The organism is Paraburkholderia sp. BR13439 (genome assembly GCF_040948805.1).
GTDB classification, from domain to species: domain Bacteria; phylum Pseudomonadota; class Gammaproteobacteria; order Burkholderiales; family Burkholderiaceae; genus Paraburkholderia; species Paraburkholderia youngii.
Window position 1 is genome coordinate 117,172 of sequence record NZ_JBFPKN010000004.1, and the last position, 20,720, is coordinate 137,891.

Consider the following 20,720-nt stretch of genomic DNA (forward strand, 5'->3'; position numbering starts at 1 on the left):
GTTGGGTCTGGTCTCCAGGAGTCAGTCGCTGCCTGGGCGGCTAAATGAGGCAGCAACAAAAAAGCCCGCTTTGCGTCGGCATAAGCGGGCTTCGTGTGCGGAAAGGTGCGGTGTGTGCGCTCAACCCACCGACAGTTGCAGATGCAGCTGCGAACGCGCCGGGCCGCCACCGTCGATCGCTTCGCTCGCGGCATCGCGATCCGATTGCGACGACGGCGCGAGACGCGCGCTTTCGATGCGGTCGAGGTACTCGGTCGTGATGTCGCCGGTCACGTAGTTGCCGTCGAAGCACGAAGCCTCGAACGCCTTCAGCGCCGGGTTGATATCGCGCACCGCCTGCTTCAGCGCGTCGACGTCCTGGTACACGAGGTGATCCGCGCCGATCATGCGCGCGACTTCCTCGTCCGAGCGGCCGTGCGCGACCAGTTCGCCGCGCGTCGGCATGTCGATGCCGTAGACGTTCGGGAATTTCACCGGGGGCGCCGCCGACGCGAAAATCACCTTGTTCGCGCCCGCATCGCGCGCCATCTGCACGATTTCATGCGACGTCGTGCCGCGCACGATCGAGTCGTCGACGATCAGCACGTTCTTGCCCTTGAACTCGATGTTCATCGCGTTCAGCTTCTGGCGCACCGACTTCTTGCGCACCGCCTGGCCCGGCATGATGAAGGTACGGCCTACATAGCGGTTCTTGAAGAAGCCCTCGCGATACTCGACGCCGAGCTTCTTCGCGACCTGCATCGCGGCCGGGCGCGACGAGTCGGGAATCGGCATCACGACGTCGATCGCGACGTCGGGCAGCTCGCGCTTGATCTTCTCGGCGAGGTAGTCACCCATGCGCAGACGCACGTTGTAGACCGGCACGCCGTCGAGCACCGAATCCGGACGCGCCAGATACACGAGTTCGAAGATGCAGGGGTTCAGGCTCGGAGCCGTCGCGCACTGCTGCGAATGCAGTTGGCCTTCCGCGTCGATGAAAACCGCCTCGCCCGGCTGCACGTCGCGCACGAATTCGAAACCAATGCCTTCGATCGCCACCGATTCCGACGCCAGCATCCACTCGACGCCTTCAGCCGTTTCCAGCTTGCCGAGGCACAGAGGGCGAATACCGAACGGGTCGCGGACGCCGAGCAGACCGTAGCCGGCGATCAGCGCGACGATCGCGTAAGAACCGCGCACCCGCCGATGCACGCCCGATACCGCCTTGAACAGCGCGGCCGGATCGAGTTGCAGACCCGAACTCGACAGTTGCAATTCGTGCGCGAACACGTTGAGCAGCACTTCGGTATCGGAATTGGTGTTCACGTGGCGGCGATCGATGCGGAACATCTCATCTTTCAGCTGCTGCCAGTTGGTCAGGTTGCCGTTGTGCGCGAGGATGATGCCGAACGGCGCGTTCACGTAGAACGGCTGCGCCTCTTCTTCGCTCGACGCCGAACCGGCGGTCGGGTAACGCACCTGGCCGATGCCGGTCGTGCCCGGCAGGCTACGCATGTTGCGCGTGCGGAACACGTCGCGCACCATGCCGTTGGCCTTGTGCATGTGGAAATTGCTGCCGTTCGCCGTCGCGATGCCGGCGGCGTCCTGACCGCGATGCTGCAGCAGCAGCAGGCTGTCATAGATCAGCTGGTTGACCGGGGAGTGGGAAACTACGCCTACGATGCCGCACATGGCATGTCCTTCAAAGGTACAAAATTCGTGATGGCGACCGGTGCCTATGCTCGCGCCCGCGCTTCGATGCGACGGGACGCGCTACGCCGTCATGGCAGCCGGTATGCGCCGGAGTCCTGTTGCGCGTTGCTCGGGGCGCCCAGATCGTCCACATGGACGTAAGCGGCGAGCGCCCCGGGGAGCAGCGGTTTCATTGCGCGTACGCCCGCAACCGCATATGGACGAAGCAGCGCGTTGCGCCAGAATTCCTCTTTGGGCAGTTCGGTCAAGCCTGCGAGGGCGACCAGAATCAGCACCAGAACGACCCCGCGGACGAGGCCGAACATCAAACCGAGCGAGCGGTCCGCACCGCCTAGGCCCGTGACCTGCACGAGACGGCTGAGCAGCGCGCTCACCACGCTCGCGACCAGCACTACGCCGATCACCACGAGCGAAAAAGCCAGCAGCCACTGCGTCAACGCGCCGCCCGGCCAGGTGGACGGGATGTACGGGACCACGTAGCCGACGAACTCGCAGGCGACGAAAAACGCCGCGACCCAGCCGATCAAACCAAACACTTCCGACAGCAAACCGCGCCAGGCGCCTCGCAGCGCCGACAAACCGATCACCGCCATTACAGCGTAGTCGAAGGCAGTGAACATCGCTCGCTTACTGTGCGCTGCCGCCGTTCGAGCCCGACACGAGGCCCGCCTCGCGGACCTTCGCGACAGCGGCGGTGGCCGCGGCGCGGTCGGCGAATGGGCCCGCACGCAGCAATGTCAGCGTCGAACCGTCGGCTTGCTTCCGGTGCTCGGTATATGTGGGCACGCCCGCCGCTTTCAACTTCGCGGCCCAATTGCGCGCATTCGCTTCGTTCGAGAAGGCGCCGAGCTGCACCGCGAAACGGTTGCCCGGCGGCGAGGCCGGCGTGCCGGAGTTCGCGTCGGCGCTGGCGGTGGCCGGATTCGCGTCGTCGTCAGTCGAGGCCGACGGTGCGGCGGCGGGTGGTTTCGTCTGTTTGGCGGGCGCGGCGGGAGTGGTGTTGGCAGCAAGTGACTGCGTTTGCGGCTTCGCGGCGGGCTTCGGCGTCGCGGCGGTAACGGTGCCGGTGGCGACGGAGGGGGCCGTGCCCTGTTTCGCTGCGGTCGATTGAGTCGATTGCGTTGGTTTCGCGGCAGAGGCCGGGGCCGCCGCCGTTGTCGCAGCGGATGCCGCGGTCGCTGCCGGCGCGAGGCTGGACGCGGCGATGCCGCTGTCGCCGGCCGGCGGATTGTCCGGCGCGACGCCAGCTTGCACGTCTTCGTTGGCGGTCGATCTGGAGAGCCTCGGCGCGGGCCGGCTAGGAATGTCGATCGAGATGTCGTCGGTGACGGGCTTCGGGTGCGAATCCAGCACCATCGGCAGAATGATTACCGCCGCGACGACCAGTGCGATTGCGCCGACGAGCCGGCGGCGCGCGCGCTGCTTTTCCGGCAGCGTGGGGTCGAGCAGCATTGCATCTGCATCGACGGTGCGCTCGGTGCGGCGGGTACGCCGCTCGACGCGCTCACCGCGGGCGGCCCGATTGGAACTGGTGTTTGCGCCGCGCCGGCTAGGCGCGTCGTCTTTCTTGCCGAACGAGAAAATTCCCATGAATCGCTTGGTTCGAGCCTGGCGCCCGCTCAGTGTTGCTGCGATTTCCGGTAGGCCATCACACCCGCTACCGTATAGAAACTGCCGAAAACCACGATTCTATCATTCTCTGACGCACGTTTTAGCGCGTCCTGGAAAGCCTCTGCCGGCGTCGAGTAACGCGTGACGCTGCTGTCGGCGCTGTCTTCCACGCCCAGCTCGCGCAACGCGGTTTCCAGCTCTTGCGCGGACGCGGCGCGCGGGGTCGGCAGATCGGTCACGCACCAGTGATCGATCTCGCCTTTCAGATGACTGAGCACGCCGGCGATGTCCTTGTCGCGCATCGCACCGAACACGGCGTACGTGTACGGAAAAAAGCCCATGTTGCCGAGATTCTGCCCGAGCACCGCGGCGGCATGCGGGTTGTGGCCGACGTCGAGCACGATGGACGGCTTGCCCGGCAGCACCTGGAAACGGCCGGGCAGATCGACGTTGGCGATGCCGAGCCGGATGTCCTGCGCCGACACCGGCAGACGGTCGCGCAATGCTTCGAGCCCGGCCAGCGCCGCCGACGTGTTGATCAGCTGATTCGCGCCGCGCAGCGACGGATAGGCGAGCGCCGAGCGCCGCAGCGTCGGTCCGACGTAGCTCCACTGCTGACGCTCGCTGCCGGCTTGGCCTTCGTAACGGAAGTCGCGGCCGAACAGCCACAAGTGTGCGCCGATCGTTTCCGCGTGATCGATCAGCGATTGCGGCGGCACCGGGTCCGCGCAGATTGCCGGCTTGCCGGGGCGGAAGATACCGGCCTTTTCGAAGGCGATTTTTTCGCGCGTGTCGCCGAGATAGTCGGTGTGATCGATATCGATGCTCGTGATGATCGCGCAGTCGGTATCGAGGATATTGACCGCGTCGAGACGCCCGCCGAGGCCGACCTCGAAAATCACCGCGTCGAGGCCGCGCGACGCGAACAGACTCATGATCGCGAGCGTCGTAAATTCGAAGTAGGTCAGCGAAACCGGTTTGGCCAGGCTCTGGCGCGCGGCTTCGACCGCTTCGAAGTGCGGCAGCAGATCTGCGTCGCTCGCCATTGCGCCGTTGATGCGCGCGCGCTCGTTGAACGACAGCAGATGCGGCGACGTGTGGCAACCGACGGTGTAGCCCGCGCGCAGCAGAATCGCTTCGAGAATCGCGCACGTCGAGCCTTTGCCGTTCGTGCCGCCGACCGTGATGATCGGGCACTCGAACGACAGGTGCATCGCATCGCGTACCTGGGAGATGCGGCTCAAACCCATGTCGATGCCGACCGGATGCGCGGATTCAAGGTGCGTGAGCCACGCGTCGAGGGTGGGGAATGTCGTCATCGGGTGAATCTTGAGTGAGTCGCGGTAGTTCGGTTCTGCAGTGCTGCGAAGGGTGCTGGTCAGGCGGTTGCGGTCCGGGTCGCGGGTCGCCGGTCATGGGTGGAGACCGGGTTTGTGCGCATAAACCGCGAAACGGCATCGCAGGCGACCGTAATTATCCCGGAAATGACAGCGCGCCGCTTGATTGCTCACGCGGCGCGCTATTTTCTTGATTGCTTCGGTGCCCGGTTCTTACGCGACCGCGTCCGCCGGCTGATGGCTCAACAGCGCCAGCAATTGCGCTATCTCTTCGCGCAGCTTGCGACGATCGACGATCATGTCGATCGCGCCCTTTTGCAACAGGAACTCGGCGCGCTGGAACCCTTCCGGCAGTTTCTCGCGCACGGTCTGTTCAATCACGCGCGGCCCGGCAAAGCCAATCAGCGCCTTGGGCTCGGCGATCACGACGTCGCCGAGGAACGCGAAACTCGCGGACACGCCGCCCATCGTCGGGTCGGTCAGCACTGAGATGAACGGCAGCTTGGCTTCGGCCAGCTTCGTGAGCATCGCGGTGGTCTTCGCCATCTGCATTAGCGACAGCAGGCTTTCCTGCATCCGCGCACCGCCCGAAGCGGTGAAGCAGATGAACGGCACTTTTTGTTCGAGGGCGTTCTGTGCGCCGCGCGCGAAACGCTCGCCGACCACCGACCCCATCGAGCCGCCCATGAACGAGAACTCGAAGTTCGCCACAACGACCGGCAGCGTATGAATCGCGCCGCCCATCACGACCATTGCATCGGTCTCGTCCGTTTCGTCCATCGCCTCTTTGATGCGCTCGGGATACTTGCGGCTATCTTTGAACTTCAGCGCGTCGACCGGAACGATCTCCTGGCCGATTTCGTAGCGGCCTTCAGGATCGAGCAGGCTGTCCAGCCGCTCACGCGCGCCGATGCGCATGTGATGGTCGCACTTCGGGCAAACATGCAGATTGGCCTCCACGTCGTTGCGATACAGAACGGCTTCGCACGACGGGCACTTGATCCACAGGCCTTCCGGAATTCCCTTGCGGTTCTTCGGGTCGGTTTGTTTGATTTTTGGCGGCAGCAGCTTATCGAGCCAGCTCATAGGAAATCCTTCTGGGTCAGCAGTCGCGCAAACGGCGGGACGAGCCCGCCGCTCACGTTACCGCGACAAAAATAACTGTTATCGGGCAGTCGCGACGCTATCGAGCGCCTCGCGCACTTCGGCAACGAAACGCTTGAGCGTCTCGGCAGCGGTGTCGGGCGCAGCCTGTTCGAGCAATTGAACGAGACGGCTGCCGATCACGACGGCATCGGCCACCTCACCCACCGCACGCGCCGTTTGCGCGTCGCGAATGCCGAAACCGACGCCCACTGGCAGGGGGACGCGCGACTTGATGGCCGGGATTTTACTCGCGATGTTGGAAACGTCCAGATTTGCGGCGCCGGTGACCCCTTTCAGCGACACATAGTAGACATAGCCACTGGCGATACGGCCGACTTCGGCGATACGTTCGTCGGTTGAGGTCGGCGCGAGCAAAAAGATCGGATCGATACCGGCAGACTGCATCTGTTCAGCGAAGTTAGCGCATTCTTCAGGCGGATAATCGACCACCAGCACGCCGTCGACACCGGCTTCCTTCGCGGCTTTCGCGAAGGCCTCGGCGCCCATCCGCTCGATCGGGTTCGCATAGCCCATCAGCACCACGGGGGTTTTGTCGTCGGTTTCGCGGAAGCGTTGGACGTCGGCCAGCACGTGACGTAGCGACACGCCCTTTGCGAGCGCACGTTCGGACGACTGCTGGATCACCGGACCGTCGGCCATCGGGTCGGAAAACGGCACGCCGAGTTCAATCACATCGGCGCCGCCGGCGGCGAGCGCGTGCATGAATTCGACCGTGCGAGCCGGGTCCGGGTCGCCAGCGGTCATGAACGGAATCAAGCCTTTCTTACCTTGGGCGGACAGCGCGGCAAACGTGTTCTTGATACGGGACATGGAAGTATTCTCGAATTAGGGCTACTGCGCGCTGATCGCAGCGCGCCTTTAGGCGAAATTAGCGGCATATTTCGCGCTTTTCACTGCAATTCGGTCGACGGCTGCACTTTCGGCTTCGCTCGGGTCCGACGCGGTGGAGCAGGCGTAGCGGCGGCGCTGACGCGCTCGCGCGCTATCGCGCAATAGCTCTCGTTGATCTCATAGCCGACGAACTCGCGCTGATGACGGACGCAAGCGACTGCGGTGGTGCCGCTGCCCATAAACGGGTCGAGCACGCGGCCGCCCTTCGGGCAGCTGGACAGCACCATCCGCTCGACGATTTCCAGAGGTTTCTGGGTCGGATGCGCGACGCGCTCGGCATGTTGCCGATGCAGACGCGAGACCGACCAGACATCCTTCGGATTATAGCCAAGCTCCAACCACTTGCTTCCTTCGAACAACTTTCGCGAACGCGCCTTCTTCGTGACTGCATCGTACGGGATGCGAACGGGATCGAGATCGAAGAAATAGTCCTTCGACACCGCGAAAAAACCGATGTTGTCGTGCACCGACGTGAAGCGGCGCGTGGTGCCGCCCATGCTCGGCACGCGCCGGTCCCAGATGATCTCGTTGACCATCACGAGTTTCGTCTTCAGGAAACTGAAGATTTCCGGCGCGTATTGCCAGGTGCAGAAAATGTAGAGCGAACCCGACGGCTTGAGCTTCGGGACAGCCAGCTCGAGCCAGCCACGCGTCCAGACGAGAAATTCCTCGCCCGTGCGCATGTCCGAGTCGTTGCCATAGTCCTTCCCCAGCCCGTAAGGCGGATCGCAGACGATCAGGTCGATCGACCCGTCGGGAATGTTCGCTACATCGGTCAGAAAATCGCGGTTCAACAGCTGAATGCCGGCCGGCACTTGCGCAAGCAGCGGTGCGGATGCCGCGGCCGCCGGTACTTCGGCGGCCGGATTCGTGGTTTCAATCGCCGGCTGCGGCTCGTCGAACTCGTCGCGCATCGCAGCGGCTCAGAACTGGATACCCGATCGCTCGGCGACCGTGTGCATGTCCTTGTCGCCGCGGCCCGACAGGTTGACCAGCAGGATCTTGTCTTTCGACAAGGTCGGCGCGAGCTTCGTGGCGTACGCGAGCGCGTGGCTCGACTCCAGCGCAGGAATAATGCCCTCGATGCGACAGCAGTCGTGGAACGCCTTCAATGCTTCTTCGTCGGTGATGCCGACATATTGCGCCCGGTTGCTCTCTTTTAGCCACGCGTGCTCGGGGCCGACGCCCGGATAGTCGAGACCTGCCGATACCGAATGCGTCTCGATGATCTGGCCGTCTTCATCCTGCAGCAGATACGTACGATTGCCGTGCAGCACACCGGGGCTGCCGCCGATCAGCGAAGCCGCGTGGCGACCCGTTTCGATGCCGTCGCCGGCCGCTTCGACACCAATCAACTGCACGGATTTGTCGTCGATGTACGGATAAAAGATACCCATTGCATTCGAACCACCGCCAACACATGCGATGACCGCATCCGGCTGGCGACCAGCGAGTTCGGGCATTTGCACGCGGCATTCGTCGCCGATCACACGCTGGAAGTCGCGCACCATCATCGGATACGGATGCGGACCCGCAACCGTGCCGATGATGTAGAAGGTATTTTCGACGTTGGTGACCCAGTCGCGCATCGCTTCGTTCAGCGCATCCTTCAACGTGCGCGAACCCGATTCGACCGGCACGACGGTCGCGCCGAGCAGTTTCATGCGGTACACGTTGGCGGCCTGGCGGCGTACGTCCTCGGCGCCCATGTAGACCACGCACTCCATGCCGAAGCGCGCGCAGATCGTCGCCGTGGCCACGCCGTGCTGACCGGCACCGGTTTCCGCGATCACGCGCGGCTTGCCCATGCGCTTGGCGAGCAGCGCCTGGCCGATCACATTGTTGATTTTGTGCGCGCCGGTGTGATTCAGATCTTCACGCTTCAGATAAACCTGCGCGCCGCCGAGCAATTCGCTCCAGCGCTGTGCGTGATAAATCGGGGACGGGCGACCCACGAAATACTTCAGTTCGCGCTCATATTCGGCGACGAATTCCGGGTCTTTCTGATATTTCTCGTACGCTTCGCGCAACTCGTCGAGTGCGGAAAACAGAGTTTCGGCTACGAACACGCCGCCAAACTGGCCGAAGTGGCCTCTTTCGTCAGGCAAGTTGTACATGGTGATCACTCTTCTCAGGATGGCTCGCGGGCGCTTTCCTCGGAAAGCGCCCGCGAGCCTGAATCATTCAGCGTCCGCGGCGCGCACCGCGCGTACGAACGCCGCCATCCGGGCGTGATCTTTCACGCCCCGGGCGCCCGGCACTTCGATGCCGCTCGAGACATCGACCGCGTACGGGCGCACGCGATGGATCGCATCACTGACGTTTTGCGTGTTCAACCCACCACTCAAAACGGCCCGATGCGCGAGCTCTGCTGGAATAAGTGACCAATCGAAAATCTTCCCGCCGCCGCCGTAGCCTTCGACATGGGTGTCGAACAGAAGGCCACTGGCTGCTGAATAGTTGAACGCCGATTTTACCAAATCGGCCGGTCGAGTATCCGCCGCGACCCGCAGCGCACGCAACCAAGGCAAACCCGCAACTCCGGCGAGCGTCTCGCACTGTTCCGGCGTCTCGTCGCCGTGGAACTGCAACATCGTCAGGTTGACATTGCTCGCGACCTCCTGGACCCATTCCGGCGTTGCGTTAACGAACAGGCCGACGACCGACACGAACGGCGGCACATCGTGCACGAGTTCGACCGCTTGCGCGACGCTCACCGAACGCGCGCTCGGCGGATAGAACACCAGACCGATCGCGTCGGCGCCGAGATCAATCGCGTGTGCGATGTCGGCGGGCTTCGACAGTCCGCACAGCTTGATGCGCGTGCGATGCGGCACACTTTGCAAGGCGGTGGCTGGGGCCTGGTTGGCGGGGGTCTCTGCTGCTTTCATGTTTCCGGTTGCTCGGTCCATACGCTGCTCCACGGCACGCTGCCCGTCGCCGGGTCGGGCACGCCGAATTGCTCAGGATAGCCCACTTGCGCGAGATACAGGCCGTCGGGCATGAAGGTCGGCGCCGCGCAGTCGCGGCTGCGGCTCGCGAGCACGTCGGCCATCCACGCGGCCGGGCGGCGGCCGCTGCCGATTTCGATCAGACAGCCCATCACGTTGCGCACCATGTGATGCAGGAAGGCGTTCGCGCGAAAGCGGAAATGCACGAAGTTACCTTGTCGTTTGACGTCGATCTGGTACAGATGCTTGAACGGCGTCTTCGACTGGCATTGCGACGAACGAAAGGCCGAAAAGTCGTGCTCGCCGATCAGATGCTCCGCGGCCCAGCGCATCGCTTCGACGTCGAGTGGCGTGTGCACCCAGCCGGCGCGGGTCGTGAGCATCGGTGAGCGAACCGGACTGACGTACAGCACGTAGTAATAGGTCCGCTCGAATGCCGAAAACCGCGCGTGAAAATCTTCGGGCATCGGCTTGGCCCATTGCACTCCGATCGTCTTCGGCAGAAACGCGTTCGGGCCGCGCACCCAGGAGATATCGACGCGGTCGAGTTCGGTGTCGAAATGTACGACCTGGCCCAAGCCATGCACGCCGCGGTCAGTGCGGCCGGCGACCACCGTGTGCACGGGCGTGCGCGTGAATTCGCGCAGCGCCCGTTCGAGTTCGTCCTGAACCGTGTTGCCGTGCGGCTGCGACTGCCATCCAGCGAACGCGGCGCCGTCGTACTGGACGCCTAATGCGATGCGCTTCACGACAGCGGCGCGAGGGTCGAAAGCAACGCGCGGGCTTCGGTGCGCGTGGCTGGATCGTTCGCTTCGATCACTTCGTTGATGAGCGCGCGGGCGCCCCCCAGATCGCCGAGCTCGATGTACTCGGAGGCCAACTCCAGCTTGTTGCGCGCGATGCGGGCGAGATCGGCCGGCGTGAAGGCCGGCAGCGGCTGGGCCGGGCTCGGCGGCAACTCGAGGTCGAAGTCGAGCTTCAGCGCGCCGAAGCCAGCCGCGCCGAGACCCGCGACGGCGCCGTGACCCGCTGTGCCGGCGGCGATCTGGTCGGCGATGTGCGGCGCGTCGTCGTCCGCGCCGTGGACGCCGAAGGCCTGCTGCGCGGTCGTGTCGGGCGATGCGACCGGTTGCGTCGACAGCGACGTGGTCGGCACCGCTTCGCCGACGGTGGGCACTTCGATGCGCGGCGGCAGCGGCATGTTCAGGCTGCCGAATGCGTGGACGGCGTCGCGCGGGAATTCGGTCGGCGCGGACGGCGCGGGTTGCGTCGGCACGGGGATGTCGCCTAACGGCTGACCGAGCGACGTGGTCGCGCGCGGTTCGATCTGGTGTTGCGTGAAATCGATCACTGGGGGTGGAACGTTCAGGGGGGACTGCGGTTCGGCCGTCGCGGTGTGCGGTGCGGTCGGGCTTTCTGTGGATTCCTCGTCCCATTGCTCGCGATGCGCGTTCTCGTCCTGCGTCGCGCCGATGGCCGGTTCGAGCGGTCCCTGCGGCAACGCGTCGGCGCCGAGCTCTGCCGCGGCGGCGAGATTGGCGGCCGTGGCCGCGGAGCGCAGCGTCTCGTCGGTGGCCGGTGCGACCGATGGAGGCTCAGTGGACGGCTCGCTTTCGCTGGACGGCGGGATGCCGGCGAGTGGCGCCGTCGGTGCGGTAGGTTCGGGCGTGCCTGCATGCTGTGTCGCCTGTTCCTCTGCGGCGCGCTCGGCTGCGATGCGCGCTGCTGCTGCGCGTTCCGCTTCCGCATGTTCGGCGGCGACGCGTGCCGCTGCCTGTTCGGCTGCTGCTTGTTCCGCTGCTGCGCGTTCCGCCGCGGCATGTTCCTCGGCTGCTGCTCGCTCTGCTGCTGCTCGCTCCTCTGCGGCCTGTTCGGCTGCGGTTCTTTCCGCAGCGGCCTGCTCGGCCTCTGCACGTTCTGCGGCCGCGCTTTGTGCCGCTGCCCGCTCGGCTGCCTCACGCTCCGCAGCCGCATGCTCCGCCGCTGCCGCCGCAGCAGCCTGCCGCGCAAGCTCCTGATCTTGCGCGCCCGACGCTTCCGTGACCGCTGTCTGCCCTGCCACCGCGCTGCCATCGTGCGAATCGGCGTTATCCGCCGATCCCGCCACTGCGGTATCAGTCGTCTCGGCAGCCCGCGCCGCAGCCTCCTTTTCGCGCTTGCGGCGACCCATGCGCAGAGCCGCGAGCAGAACGACCAATGCCGCACCCACCGCCGCCGCGATGCTCAAATTGCGCTGAGACAGGCCGCCCTCATTCGACGGCGACGTCGCCGCATTCGCGTGCTGCGGCGCCACGGGCACTGTCGCCGCTGAACCTGCCGCTGCGGGCTGCGCAGCGCTCGTCGGCTTTGGGCCCGAAGCGACCGGCACCCCGCCGATACCGTGCTTCTGCAATTCCATCAGCACGCGGTTTTTCAGCGCCAGCAGTTGCTGCAGACTCGACACCTGCTGACGCGGCTGCGAAGCCGCCAGCGCGGCCGCGGCCGCCGGCGCAGTCGCGGTTGCCGCCGACGGCGCTTGCCCGGCAGGCGCGCTCGCCGCTGATTGAATCGATCCGGTCCATTCCTGGGTGCCACTCGCCGCCACGGGCGCCGAACCGGCCACTGGCGCGGACGAAGCCAAGCCGCCCGCCGCCGCGCCAGTCGATACCGCCGCGCTGGCCGCGCCAGAGACCTCGGATGCGGCTGGCGTCGTCGCTTGAGCTGCGGCGCTGGCCGCACTCGCCGTGCTGGCCGCAGCCTCGGCAGGTGCCGCCGTCGGCGCGGAAGCGGGCACAGCCGCCGTGGACTCGGACGCCCCCGCCGCGGCCCCAGTCGACGAAGCCGCCAAGGCCCCCGACGCATCGAGCGCCGGCACAATCAACACCGCCCCCACACGCATGCGGCTCGGATCGTGATTCATGAACGCAGCCGGATTCGTGTCGAACAATGCGCGCGTCGCGCGCGCGAGAACCGCGCGGTCATGCGACTGAGTAATAGCGATCGCGACATCGTTCAGCGACTGCCCTGCGTGTATGGTGTACTGCGCGCCCGCGGCGACGGCAACGACAGCGGTAGTGGAACTGCCAGCGGAAGCGGTATCCGGCGTGCCCGTGGCACGAGCCGGCGCGGCAAGCGCATTGCCCGGGCCACCGCCGAGCAAAGCAATGGCGAAAGCGGCACCAGCGGCCATCGCCGCCGGACGGCTGCTAGATCGCACCTTCTCGTGACGAATGAACATGGCCCGAAGAGCGGAGCGTCGAAAGTTCATCGGGACTCCTGGCGCGTCAGCGCGCAGCCTTTTTTGCGAGTGGAAAGAGACAAGATGATCGGAGCACAGAATGAAAAAAGCGCCGCGCAAGCGCGACGCTTCTTGAGTTGTCTACGCGTCGTGAGCGCGTAGTTTACTTTACTTGTCGAGCACAATGCGAAGCATACGACGCAGCGGTTCAGCCGCGCCCCACAGCAGCTGATCGCCGACCGTGAAGGCCGACAGATATTCGCCACCCATCGCGAGCTTGCGCACGCGGCCGACCGGCACCGTCAGCGTACCGGTGACGACCGCCGGGGACAGATCGCGCATCGACGCTTCGCGCTCGTTCGGCACGACCTTGACCCAGTCGTTGCCCGACGCGAGGATGCTATTCACTTCGTCGAGCGGCACGTCCTTGTTCAGCTTGATCGTCAGCGCTTGCGAGTGGCAGCGCATTGCGCCGATTCGCACGCACAGACCGTCGACCGGAATCGAACCCGGCGTGCCCATGGCCGGCTTGCCGAGAATCTTGTTGGTTTCCGCGCCGCCCTTCCACTCTTCCTTCGACATGCCGTTGCCGAGATCTTTGTCGATCCACGGAATCAGCGAGCCCGCGAGCGGCACGCCGAAATGGTCGGTCGGCATGCTGTCGCTGTTCATCGCTTCGAGCACGCGGCGGTCGATGTCGAGAATCGCCGAAGCCGGGTCAGCCAGTTCTTTCTTCACCGCGCCGTTCAGCGTACCCATTTGTGACAGCAATTCGCGCATGTTCTGCGCGCCCGCGCCCGATGCGGCCTGGTAAGTCATGGCCGTCATCCAGTCGACGAGGTTTTCGCGGAACAGGCCGCCCAGCGCCATCAGCATGAGGCTGACCGTGCAGTTGCCGCCGATGAAGTTCTTCTGACCTTTGACGAGCGCGTTCTTGATCACGTCAAGGTTGACCGGATCGAGAATGATGACCGCATCGTCCTTCATGCGCAGCGACGAAGCCGCGTCGATCCAGTAACCGTTCCAGCCCGCCGCGCGCAGCTTCGGGAACACTTCGTTCGTGTAGTCACCGCCCTGGCAGGAGATGATCGCGTCGCACTTCTTCAGGTCTTCGATGCTTGTCGCATCTTTGAGCTTGGTCTCGTTTTTGGCGAACGACGGCGCGTTGCCACCCGCGTTGCTGGTGCTGAAAAACACCGGTTCGATCAAGTCGAAATCGCCTTCCTGCTGCATGCGTTGCATCAGGACGCTGCCGACCATGCCGCGCCAACCTACGAGACCTACGTTCATGACTTCATACCCTTCGAATGGAAACTTCCCCGCATCTTTGCCCGCAGTGACCGCGCGGGGAAGATGGGCGGGCACGACGGACGATCAGCGCTTCGTGATCGTTTTCGGGGTAATGGTTTTGATGGTAATGGCGAACTCGATTGCACGGGCCGTTGTGCCGTGCAATTTGGAAATCGAGGAGATTTGGGAGATCTGAGCCATCGCAACAATATACACGAAAACAGAAAACTGGCGGCGTTTTTCGCCGTATTACGCGCGAATCGGCCTATTTCAAGGCGGATTCGCGCTTTAACGATCAGTATTGGTGACCCGACTACGGCACGCGTTTTACAGCGCGGCCACGACGGCATCGCCCATCGCGGCGGTGCCGACCTGCTTGCAACCCGGCGTGAGAATGTCGCCGGTGCGATAGCCTTGTTCGAGTACCTTCTTCACCGCGGTTTCGATGCGATCAGCCTGCTCGGCCTTATTCAGCGAATAGCGCAACATCATCGCGGCGGAGAGAATCGTAGCGAGCGGATTCGCAACGCCCTTGCCGGCGATATCCGGTGCGGAACCGTGCGACGGCTCGTACAAGCCCTTGTTGTTCTTGTCGAGCGACGCCGACGGCAGCATGCCGATCGAGCCGGTCAGCATGGCCGCTTCGTCGGAAAGGATGTCGCCGAACATGTTGCCCGTCACGATCACGTCGAACGACTTCGGCGCCTTCACGAGCTGCATCGCGGCGTTGTCGACGTACATGTGCGACAGCTCGACGTCCGCATATTCCTTCGACACGTCGATCATCACGTCCTTCCAGAACTGCGACGTTTCGAGCACGTTGGCTTTATCGACCGAGGTCAGCTTCTTGCCGCGCTTTTGCGCCGCCTGGAACGCGACGTGCGCGATGCGGCGCACTTCCGGTTCCGAATAGCGCATCGTGTCGAAGCCTTCCTTCGCGCCGGCGAACAGGCCGTCCGGCGACGTACGCACGCCGCGCGGCGCGCCGAAGTAGATGTCGCCGTTCAGTTCGCGCACGATCAGGATGTCGAGACCCGAAACGATCTCTTCCTTCAGCGACGACGCACCCGTCAGTTGCGGGTAGCAGATCGCCGGACGGAAGTTCGCGAACAGTTCCAGGTGCTTGCGCAGACCGAGGATCGCCTGCTCCGGGCGCAGAGCACGTTCGAGCTTGTCGTATTTCCAGTCGCCGACCGCGCCGAACAGGATCGCGTCGGCTTCCTTCGCCAGTGCGAGCGTCGAATCGGGCAGCGGATGGCCCTTCGCCTCGTAGCCCGCGCCGCCGACCGGCGCTTCTTCGAGTTCGAACTTCTCGCCGAGCACGTTCAGGACCTTGACGGCCTCCTTGACGATTTCGGGACCGATGCCGTCGCCCGGCAATACTGCGATCTTCATGCGAATTCCTTGATGATTTTTTCGGGTGTTTCTCGCGCAAACCGACGCGGGCGCGGACTAGACGCGCTTAGTTCTCACGGGTTCGCTTAACGGACGAGGCGATTGTTCAGCCACGGTTGCTTCGCGAGACGCTCCGCTTCGAACTGGCGGATCTTGTCCGCGTGACGCAGCGTGAGGCCGATGTCGTCGAAACCGTTCAGCAGGCAGTACTTGCGGAACGCCGCGACTTCGAACGGATATTCGGTGCCGCCGCCGGCTGTGCGCACGACTTGCGCTTCGAGGTCGATTGTCAGCTCGAAGCCGTTGAACGCATACGTCTCGTTGAACAGATGATCGACCTGCTGCTCGGTCAGCACGATCGGCAGCACGCCGTTCTTGAAGCAGTTGTTGTAAAAGATGTCGGCGAAGCTCGGCGCGATCAGCGCGCGAAAGCCGTACTGCTGCAACGCCCAGGGCGCGTGTTCGCGCGAGCTGCCGCAACCGAAATTCTTGCGCGCGAGCAGCACCGAGGCGCCCTGATAGCGCGGCTGGTTCAGCACGAAGTCCGGGTTCAGCGGACGCTTCGAGTTGTCCTGACCCGGTTCGCCGTGGTCGAGGTAGCGCCATTCGTCGAACGCGTTCGGACCGAAGCCCGTGCGCTTGATCGACTTCAGGAACTGCTTCGGAATGATCGCGTCCGTGTCGACGTTCTCGCGATCGAGCGGCGCCACGACGCCGGTGTGTACGATGAATTTATCCATGACGCTTGCGCCTGTTCAGGAGCGGGCGATGCGACCGGCGGTTGGAATCCTCCGCGCCGCATCGCCGGCAAAAATCAAAAACCGCTTATTTCTCAGCGTGATTGCTGATCGAATTGCCGAGGTGCGACATGTCCTGGCCGAATCCGTGCACCGTGTTGCATCCGGCCAGGCCGAGCAGAAGCCCGGCGAGCGTGCCGAGTGCGAAGCGGCGCAATAGAGTGATGCGATTCATGTTCTTCATCATGCGATTCATCCAAGCTTGCGAATGTCGACGAAATGCCCTTCGATGGCTGCAGCCGCGGCCATTGCGGGGCTCACCAGGTGCGTGCGCCCACCGGCGCCCTGACGACCTTCGAAGTTCCGGTTCGACGTGGACGCGCAGCGCTCGCCCGGCTCGAGCCGGTCGGCGTTCATTGCCAAACACATCGAGCAACCCGGCTCACGCCATTCGAACCCGGCCTCGGTAAAGACCTTGTCGAGGCCTTCACGCTCCGCCTGCGCCTTCACCAGACCCGAACCCGGCACGACCATCGCCAGACGGATGTTCGGCGCGACGCGGCGGCCCAGCTTCTTCACGACGTAAGCCGCGGCGCGAATGTCTTCGATGCGCGCGTTGGTGCACGACCCGATGAAGATTTTATCCGGCTTGATCGACTCGATCGGCGCGTTCGGCTCGAGCGCCATGTACTTGAGCGCACGCTCCATCGCGTCGCGCTTGACCGGGTCCTTCTCGCGCTCCGGATCCGGCACGCGGCCGTCGACCGGCGTGACCATTTCCGGCGACGTGCCCCAGGTGACCTGCGGCACGATTTCGGCCGCGTTCAGCTCGACCACGCGATCGAAATGCGCGCCCTCGTCTGACTTGAACTGCTTCCAGTACTCGACCGCGTGATCCCACTCGACGCCCTGCGGCGAGAACGGACGGCCTTTCAGGTATTCGATCGTGGTGTCGTCGACGGCGACCATGCCGGCGCGCGCGCCCGCTTCGATCGCCATGTTGCAGACCGTCATGCGGCCTTCCATCGTCAGCGAACGGATCGTCGAGCCGCCGAATTCCATCGCGTAACCGGTGCCGCCCGCGGTGCCGATCTTGCCGATGATCGCGAGCACGATGTCCTTCGCGGTACAGCCGCGCGGCAATTGCCCCTCGACCTTGACGAGCATGTTCTTGCTCTTCTTCTGCAGCAGCGTTTGCGTGGCCAGCACGTGCTCGACTTCCGACGTGCCGATGCCATGCGCGAGCGCGCCGAACGCGCCGTGCGTCGACGTGTGCGAGTCGCCGCAGACGATCGTCATACCCGGCAGCGTGGCACCCTGTTCCGGCCCGATGATGTGGACGATGCCCTGACGCTGGTCGTTCATCTTGAACTGCGTGATGCCGAAGGCGTCGCAGTTCGCGTCGAGCGTGTCGACCTGCAGCTTCGAGACCGGATCGGCGATGCCGTGGCTGCGGTCCGTGGTTGGCACGTTGTGGTCGGACACGGCCAGGTTCGCGCTGATGCGCCACACCGGACGGTGAGCCATTTTCAGGCCTTCGAACGCCTGCGGGCTGGTCACTTCATGCAGCAGGTGACGGTCGATGTAGAGAATCGCGGTGCCGTCGTCTTCCGTGTGGACCACGTGCGTGTTCCACAATTTGTCGTAGAGAGTCTGTGCCATGGTATGCGGGGGAGTAATGACTGCGGGCTGACTGTGTCGGTCGATTATGCCACGCGACGCACCGCGATGGGCTGCTTAAACAGCGAAAAAACCGATAAAAAACATGGAGTTGGCTGGTAGTGCCAATACCTGTATCGGTGTTACCCGGCAAGCATCGGCGAGCGGCGGCGCCAATGCGCCGCATGCACGATCCGCGGCGGCCGCAGAAACGGAAACGCCCCAACGGTAGACCCGTTGAGGCGTTTTATTTGCTCCGATTTCGCGCTTGTGCGCGGCACGAATGCCGCGGCCAGGCGCGCGTATCGAGGTCGATCAGCGCTTAGCGCTGTGCGATCGGCTTCGCTTGACGCAGCGTCTCGCCGACGAACAGCTGACGCGGACGGCCAATCTTCTGCTCAGGATCAGCGATCATTTCGTTCCACTGCGCGATCCAGCCGACCGTACGCGCCATCGCGAAGATACACGTGAACATCGACGTCGGAATGCCCAGCGCGCGCTGCACGATACCCGAGTAGAAGTCGACGTTCGGGTACAGCTTGCGCGACACGAAGTATTCGTCTTCGAGCGCGATCTTTTCGAGTTCCATTGCGAGCTTGAACAGCGGGTCGTCGTGCAGGCCCAGCTCTTCGAGCACTTCGTGGCAGGTTTCGCGCATCAGCTTCGCGCGCGGGTCGTAGTTCTTGTACACGCGGTGGCCGAAGCCCATCAGCTTCACGCCCGAGTTCTTGTCCTTCACCTGCTTGATGAACTCGGGAATGTTGTCGACGGAGCCGATTTCTTCCAGCATGTTCAGCGCGGCTTCGTTCGCGCCGCCGTGCGCCGGGCCCCACAGACACGCGATACCCGCCGCGATACACGCGAACGGATTCGCACCCGACGAACCGGCGAGACGCACGGTCGACGTCGACGCGTTCTGCTCGTGGTCCGCGTGCAGGATCAGGATGCGGTCGAGCGCGCGCACCAGCACGTCGTTGACCACGTACTCTTCGCACGGATTCGAGAACATCATGCGCATGAAGTTTGCGCTGTACGACAGGTCGTTCTTCGGATATACGAACGGCTGGCCGATGCTGTACTTGTACGCCATGGCGACCAGCGTGGGCAGCTTGGCGATCATGCGGATCGCCGACACTTCGCGGTGACGCGGGTTATTGATGTCGAGCGAGTCGTGATAGAACGCCGACAGCGCGCCGACAGCGGCAACCAGAATCGCCATCGGGTGCGCATCGCGACGGAAGCCGCGGAAGAAGAACTGCATCTGCTCGTGCACCATCGTGTGCTTCGTGACGGTGCCGACGAATTCGGTCTTCTGCTTTTCGTTCGGCAGTTCGCCGTTCAGCAGCAGAAAGCAGGTTTCGAGGAAGTCGGCGTTCTGCGCGAGGTTGTCGATCGCGTAGCCGCGGTAGAGCAGTTCGCCCTTGTCGCCGTCGATGTAGGTGATCGCCGAATTGCACGCCGCCGTCGACATGAAGCCCGGGTCGTACGTGAATTTGCCGGTCTGGCCGTACAGTTTGCGAATGTCGATTACATCCGGGCCAATCGTGCCCTTGTAAATCGGCATTTCAACGCTCGGCGAATTGTCGCTGAACGATAGCGTGGCTTTAACATCTGACGGGGTCATAGCACATCCTCAATCGAAGTATGGATACAGGGTTTCGATAATTGCACGCCTGGAACAACGGACTGGCGGCGCTCAAGCATTGCGCAGCAACTCCAGAACCCGGACCACGTCCGGGTCGGCTAGATCGCCTTCTGGTTCCTTGCGTGCGAGCAGCAAGTCCATCAGGTCGTTATCGCTCAGCTCGAGCAGGCGCGTGAGTGCGCCAACGTCGGCATCGCTGAGGTCATGCTCATATCGGCTGAAAAAACGCTCGAAAATCAGGTCGTTTTCCAGCAGGCCCCGCCGTGCGCGCCAGCGAAGACGCGCACGGCGGAGAGGGTCGGACTGATGCGATGTATCGGTCATGTCGGTACACCCCGCGCCGCGCCCAGGCGCGCTGACTGCCCTCTCGGGGACAGCCTGCGCCACAGGAGCGCGGGGCTCATTGATACTAGACAGCGCGGCGAACCATCAATTCCTTGATCTTGCCGATTGCCTTGGTCGGGTTAAGGCCCTTCGGGCAAACGTCGACGCAGTTCATGATGGTGTGGCAACGGAACAGACGGTAAGGGTCTTCCAGGTTGTCGAGGCGCTCGCCGGTTGCCTGGTCGCGGCTGTCCGCGATGAAGCGGTAGGCCTGCAGCAGACCGGCCGGGCCGACGAACTTGTCCGGATTCCACCAGAAGCTCGGGCACGACGTCGAGCAGCTCGCGCACAGGATACATTCGTACAGGCCGTCGAGCTCGTCGCGTTCTTCCGGCGACTGCAGACGTTCCTTTTCCGGCGGCGGCGTATCGTTGATCAGGTACGGCTTGATCGAGTGATACTGGTTGAAGAACTGCGTGAAGTCGCAGATCAGGTCACGCACGACGGGCAGGCCCGGCAGCGGACGCAGCACGATCTTCTGCGGCAGCTCGTTCAGGTTCGTCAGGCACGCGAGGCCGTTCTTGCCGTTGATGTTCATTGCGTCCGAACCGCACACGCCTTCGCGGCACGAGCGACGGAACGACAGGGTTTCGTCGAGCGCCTTCAGCTTGACGAGCGCGTCGAGCAGCATGCGTTCGTGCGAGTCGATTTCGATCTCGTACGTTTGCATGCGCGGAGCGGCGTCCTTGTCCGGATCGTAGCGGTAAATTTCAAATGTACGCTTGGCCATTTCTCTCAATTCCT

General features: G+C 63.7%; 19 protein-coding genes. All 19 read right to left on the bottom strand.

What is annotated here, in order from left to right:
- Positions 1-120 precede the first annotated feature (120 nt).
- Positions 121-1,671: an amidophosphoribosyltransferase gene (gene purF / locus AB3X96_RS09810; protein ID WP_176107179.1), complete on the bottom strand. Its 1,551-nt coding sequence runs from the start codon at positions 1,669-1,671 to the stop codon at positions 121-123.
- 89 nt (positions 1,672-1,760) lie between these two features.
- Positions 1,761-2,312, bottom strand: coding sequence for a CvpA family protein (locus AB3X96_RS09815; protein WP_368589563.1), 552 nt, complete (start codon positions 2,310-2,312; stop codon positions 1,761-1,763).
- A 7-nt stretch (positions 2,313-2,319) separates the two neighbouring features.
- Positions 2,320-3,282 (bottom strand): SPOR domain-containing protein, encoded by a 963-nt coding sequence (locus AB3X96_RS09820; RefSeq protein ID WP_368589564.1) that lies wholly within the window; start codon positions 3,280-3,282, stop codon positions 2,320-2,322.
- 29 nt (positions 3,283-3,311) lie between these two features.
- Positions 3,312-4,622, bottom strand: coding sequence for a bifunctional tetrahydrofolate synthase/dihydrofolate synthase (gene folC / locus AB3X96_RS09825; RefSeq protein WP_368589565.1), 1,311 nt, complete (start codon positions 4,620-4,622; stop codon positions 3,312-3,314).
- A 231-nt stretch (positions 4,623-4,853) separates the two neighbouring features.
- Positions 4,854-5,726, bottom strand: a complete 873-nt coding sequence (accD, locus tag AB3X96_RS09830) for an acetyl-CoA carboxylase, carboxyltransferase subunit beta (protein WP_013092946.1) — start codon at positions 5,724-5,726, stop codon at positions 4,854-4,856.
- Between the two features lie 78 nt (positions 5,727-5,804).
- On the bottom strand, positions 5,805-6,617 hold the full coding sequence (trpA, locus tag AB3X96_RS09835; protein ID WP_368589566.1) for a tryptophan synthase subunit alpha: 813 nt from the start codon (positions 6,615-6,617) through the stop codon (positions 5,805-5,807).
- An 80-nt stretch (positions 6,618-6,697) separates the two neighbouring features.
- A complete protein-coding gene (locus AB3X96_RS09840; protein ID WP_368589567.1) occupies positions 6,698-7,612 on the bottom strand; it encodes a site-specific DNA-methyltransferase in 915 nt (304 codons plus the stop codon).
- Between the two features lie 9 nt (positions 7,613-7,621).
- On the bottom strand, positions 7,622-8,815 hold the full coding sequence (trpB, locus tag AB3X96_RS09845; protein ID WP_013092943.1) for a tryptophan synthase subunit beta: 1,194 nt from the start codon (positions 8,813-8,815) through the stop codon (positions 7,622-7,624).
- A 63-nt stretch (positions 8,816-8,878) separates the two neighbouring features.
- A complete protein-coding gene (locus AB3X96_RS09850; RefSeq protein WP_368589809.1) occupies positions 8,879-9,589 on the bottom strand; it encodes a phosphoribosylanthranilate isomerase in 711 nt (236 codons plus the stop codon).
- Positions 9,586-10,398 carry a tRNA pseudouridine(38-40) synthase TruA gene (gene truA / locus AB3X96_RS09855; RefSeq protein WP_368589568.1) on the bottom strand — a complete coding sequence of 271 codons (813 nt, stop codon included), beginning with the start codon at positions 10,396-10,398 and terminating at the stop codon, positions 9,586-9,588. Before truA ends, AB3X96_RS09850 begins: the two co-directional genes overlap by 4 nt.
- On the bottom strand, positions 10,395-12,896 hold the full coding sequence (locus tag AB3X96_RS09860; protein WP_368589569.1) for a FimV/HubP family polar landmark protein: 2,502 nt from the start codon (positions 12,894-12,896) through the stop codon (positions 10,395-10,397). Before AB3X96_RS09860 ends, truA begins: the two co-directional genes overlap by 4 nt.
- 138 nt (positions 12,897-13,034) lie before the next feature.
- Positions 13,035-14,156 carry an aspartate-semialdehyde dehydrogenase gene (gene asd / locus AB3X96_RS09865; RefSeq protein WP_368589570.1) on the bottom strand — a complete coding sequence of 374 codons (1,122 nt, stop codon included), beginning with the start codon at positions 14,154-14,156 and terminating at the stop codon, positions 13,035-13,037.
- A gap of 327 nt (positions 14,157-14,483) precedes the next feature.
- Complete coding sequence (gene leuB / locus AB3X96_RS09870; RefSeq protein WP_018433950.1) at positions 14,484-15,551, bottom strand: 3-isopropylmalate dehydrogenase; 1,068 nt, start codon at positions 15,549-15,551, stop codon at positions 14,484-14,486.
- 86 nt (positions 15,552-15,637) lie between these two features.
- On the bottom strand, positions 15,638-16,291 hold the full coding sequence (gene leuD, locus AB3X96_RS09875; protein WP_368589571.1) for a 3-isopropylmalate dehydratase small subunit: 654 nt from the start codon (positions 16,289-16,291) through the stop codon (positions 15,638-15,640).
- An 85-nt stretch (positions 16,292-16,376) separates the two neighbouring features.
- A complete protein-coding gene (locus tag AB3X96_RS09880) occupies positions 16,377-16,535 on the bottom strand; it encodes an entericidin A/B family lipoprotein (protein WP_013092936.1) in 159 nt (52 codons plus the stop codon).
- Between the two features lie 5 nt (positions 16,536-16,540).
- Positions 16,541-17,950, bottom strand: coding sequence for a 3-isopropylmalate dehydratase large subunit (leuC, locus tag AB3X96_RS09885; protein WP_176378862.1), 1,410 nt, complete (start codon positions 17,948-17,950; stop codon positions 16,541-16,543).
- Positions 17,951-18,269: 319 nt separating this feature from the next.
- Complete coding sequence (gene gltA, locus AB3X96_RS09890) at positions 18,270-19,571, bottom strand: citrate synthase (RefSeq protein WP_368589572.1); 1,302 nt, start codon at positions 19,569-19,571, stop codon at positions 18,270-18,272.
- Positions 19,572-19,643: 72 nt separating this feature from the next.
- Entirely contained in the window at positions 19,644-19,916 is a 273-nt protein-coding gene (locus AB3X96_RS09895) for a succinate dehydrogenase assembly factor 2 (protein ID WP_008924386.1), read from the bottom strand.
- Between the two features lie 85 nt (positions 19,917-20,001).
- Complete coding sequence (locus tag AB3X96_RS09900; RefSeq protein WP_368589573.1) at positions 20,002-20,706, bottom strand: succinate dehydrogenase iron-sulfur subunit; 705 nt, start codon at positions 20,704-20,706, stop codon at positions 20,002-20,004.
- Between the last annotated feature and the right edge of the window lie 14 nt (positions 20,707-20,720).

Coding starts and splice junctions, on each gene's coding strand:
- purF (WP_176107179.1), bottom strand. CDS start 1,671: ATGTGCGGCATCGTAGGCGTAGTTTCCCACTCCCCGGTCAACCAGCTG.
- AB3X96_RS09815 (WP_368589563.1), bottom strand. CDS start 2,312: ATGTTCACTGCCTTCGACTACGCTGTAATGGCGGTGATCGGTTTGTCG.
- AB3X96_RS09820 (WP_368589564.1), bottom strand. CDS start 3,282: ATGGGAATTTTCTCGTTCGGCAAGAAAGACGACGCGCCTAGCCGGCGC.
- folC (WP_368589565.1), bottom strand. CDS start 4,622: ATGACGACATTCCCCACCCTCGACGCGTGGCTCACGCACCTTGAATCC.
- accD (WP_013092946.1), bottom strand. CDS start 5,726: ATGAGCTGGCTCGATAAGCTGCTGCCGCCAAAAATCAAACAAACCGAC.
- trpA (WP_368589566.1), bottom strand. CDS start 6,617: ATGTCCCGTATCAAGAACACGTTTGCCGCGCTGTCCGCCCAAGGTAAG.
- AB3X96_RS09840 (WP_368589567.1), bottom strand. CDS start 7,612: ATGCGCGACGAGTTCGACGAGCCGCAGCCGGCGATTGAAACCACGAAT.
- trpB (WP_013092943.1), bottom strand. CDS start 8,815: ATGTACAACTTGCCTGACGAAAGAGGCCACTTCGGCCAGTTTGGCGGC.
- AB3X96_RS09850 (WP_368589809.1), bottom strand. CDS start 9,589: ATGAAAGCAGCAGAGACCCCCGCCAACCAGGCCCCAGCCACCGCCTTG.
- AB3X96_RS09860 (WP_368589569.1), bottom strand. CDS start 12,896: ATGAACTTTCGACGCTCCGCTCTTCGGGCCATGTTCATTCGTCACGAG.
- asd (WP_368589570.1), bottom strand. CDS start 14,156: ATGAACGTAGGTCTCGTAGGTTGGCGCGGCATGGTCGGCAGCGTCCTG.
- leuB (WP_018433950.1), bottom strand. CDS start 15,551: ATGAAGATCGCAGTATTGCCGGGCGACGGCATCGGTCCCGAAATCGTC.
- leuD (WP_368589571.1), bottom strand. CDS start 16,291: ATGGATAAATTCATCGTACACACCGGCGTCGTGGCGCCGCTCGATCGC.
- AB3X96_RS09880 (WP_013092936.1), bottom strand. CDS start 16,535: ATGATGAAGAACATGAATCGCATCACTCTATTGCGCCGCTTCGCACTC.
- leuC (WP_176378862.1), bottom strand. CDS start 17,950: ATGGCACAGACTCTCTACGACAAATTGTGGAACACGCACGTGGTCCAC.
- gltA (WP_368589572.1), bottom strand. CDS start 19,571: ATGACCCCGTCAGATGTTAAAGCCACGCTATCGTTCAGCGACAATTCG.
- AB3X96_RS09895 (WP_008924386.1), bottom strand. CDS start 19,916: ATGACCGATACATCGCATCAGTCCGACCCTCTCCGCCGTGCGCGTCTT.
- AB3X96_RS09900 (WP_368589573.1), bottom strand. CDS start 20,706: ATGGCCAAGCGTACATTTGAAATTTACCGCTACGATCCGGACAAGGAC.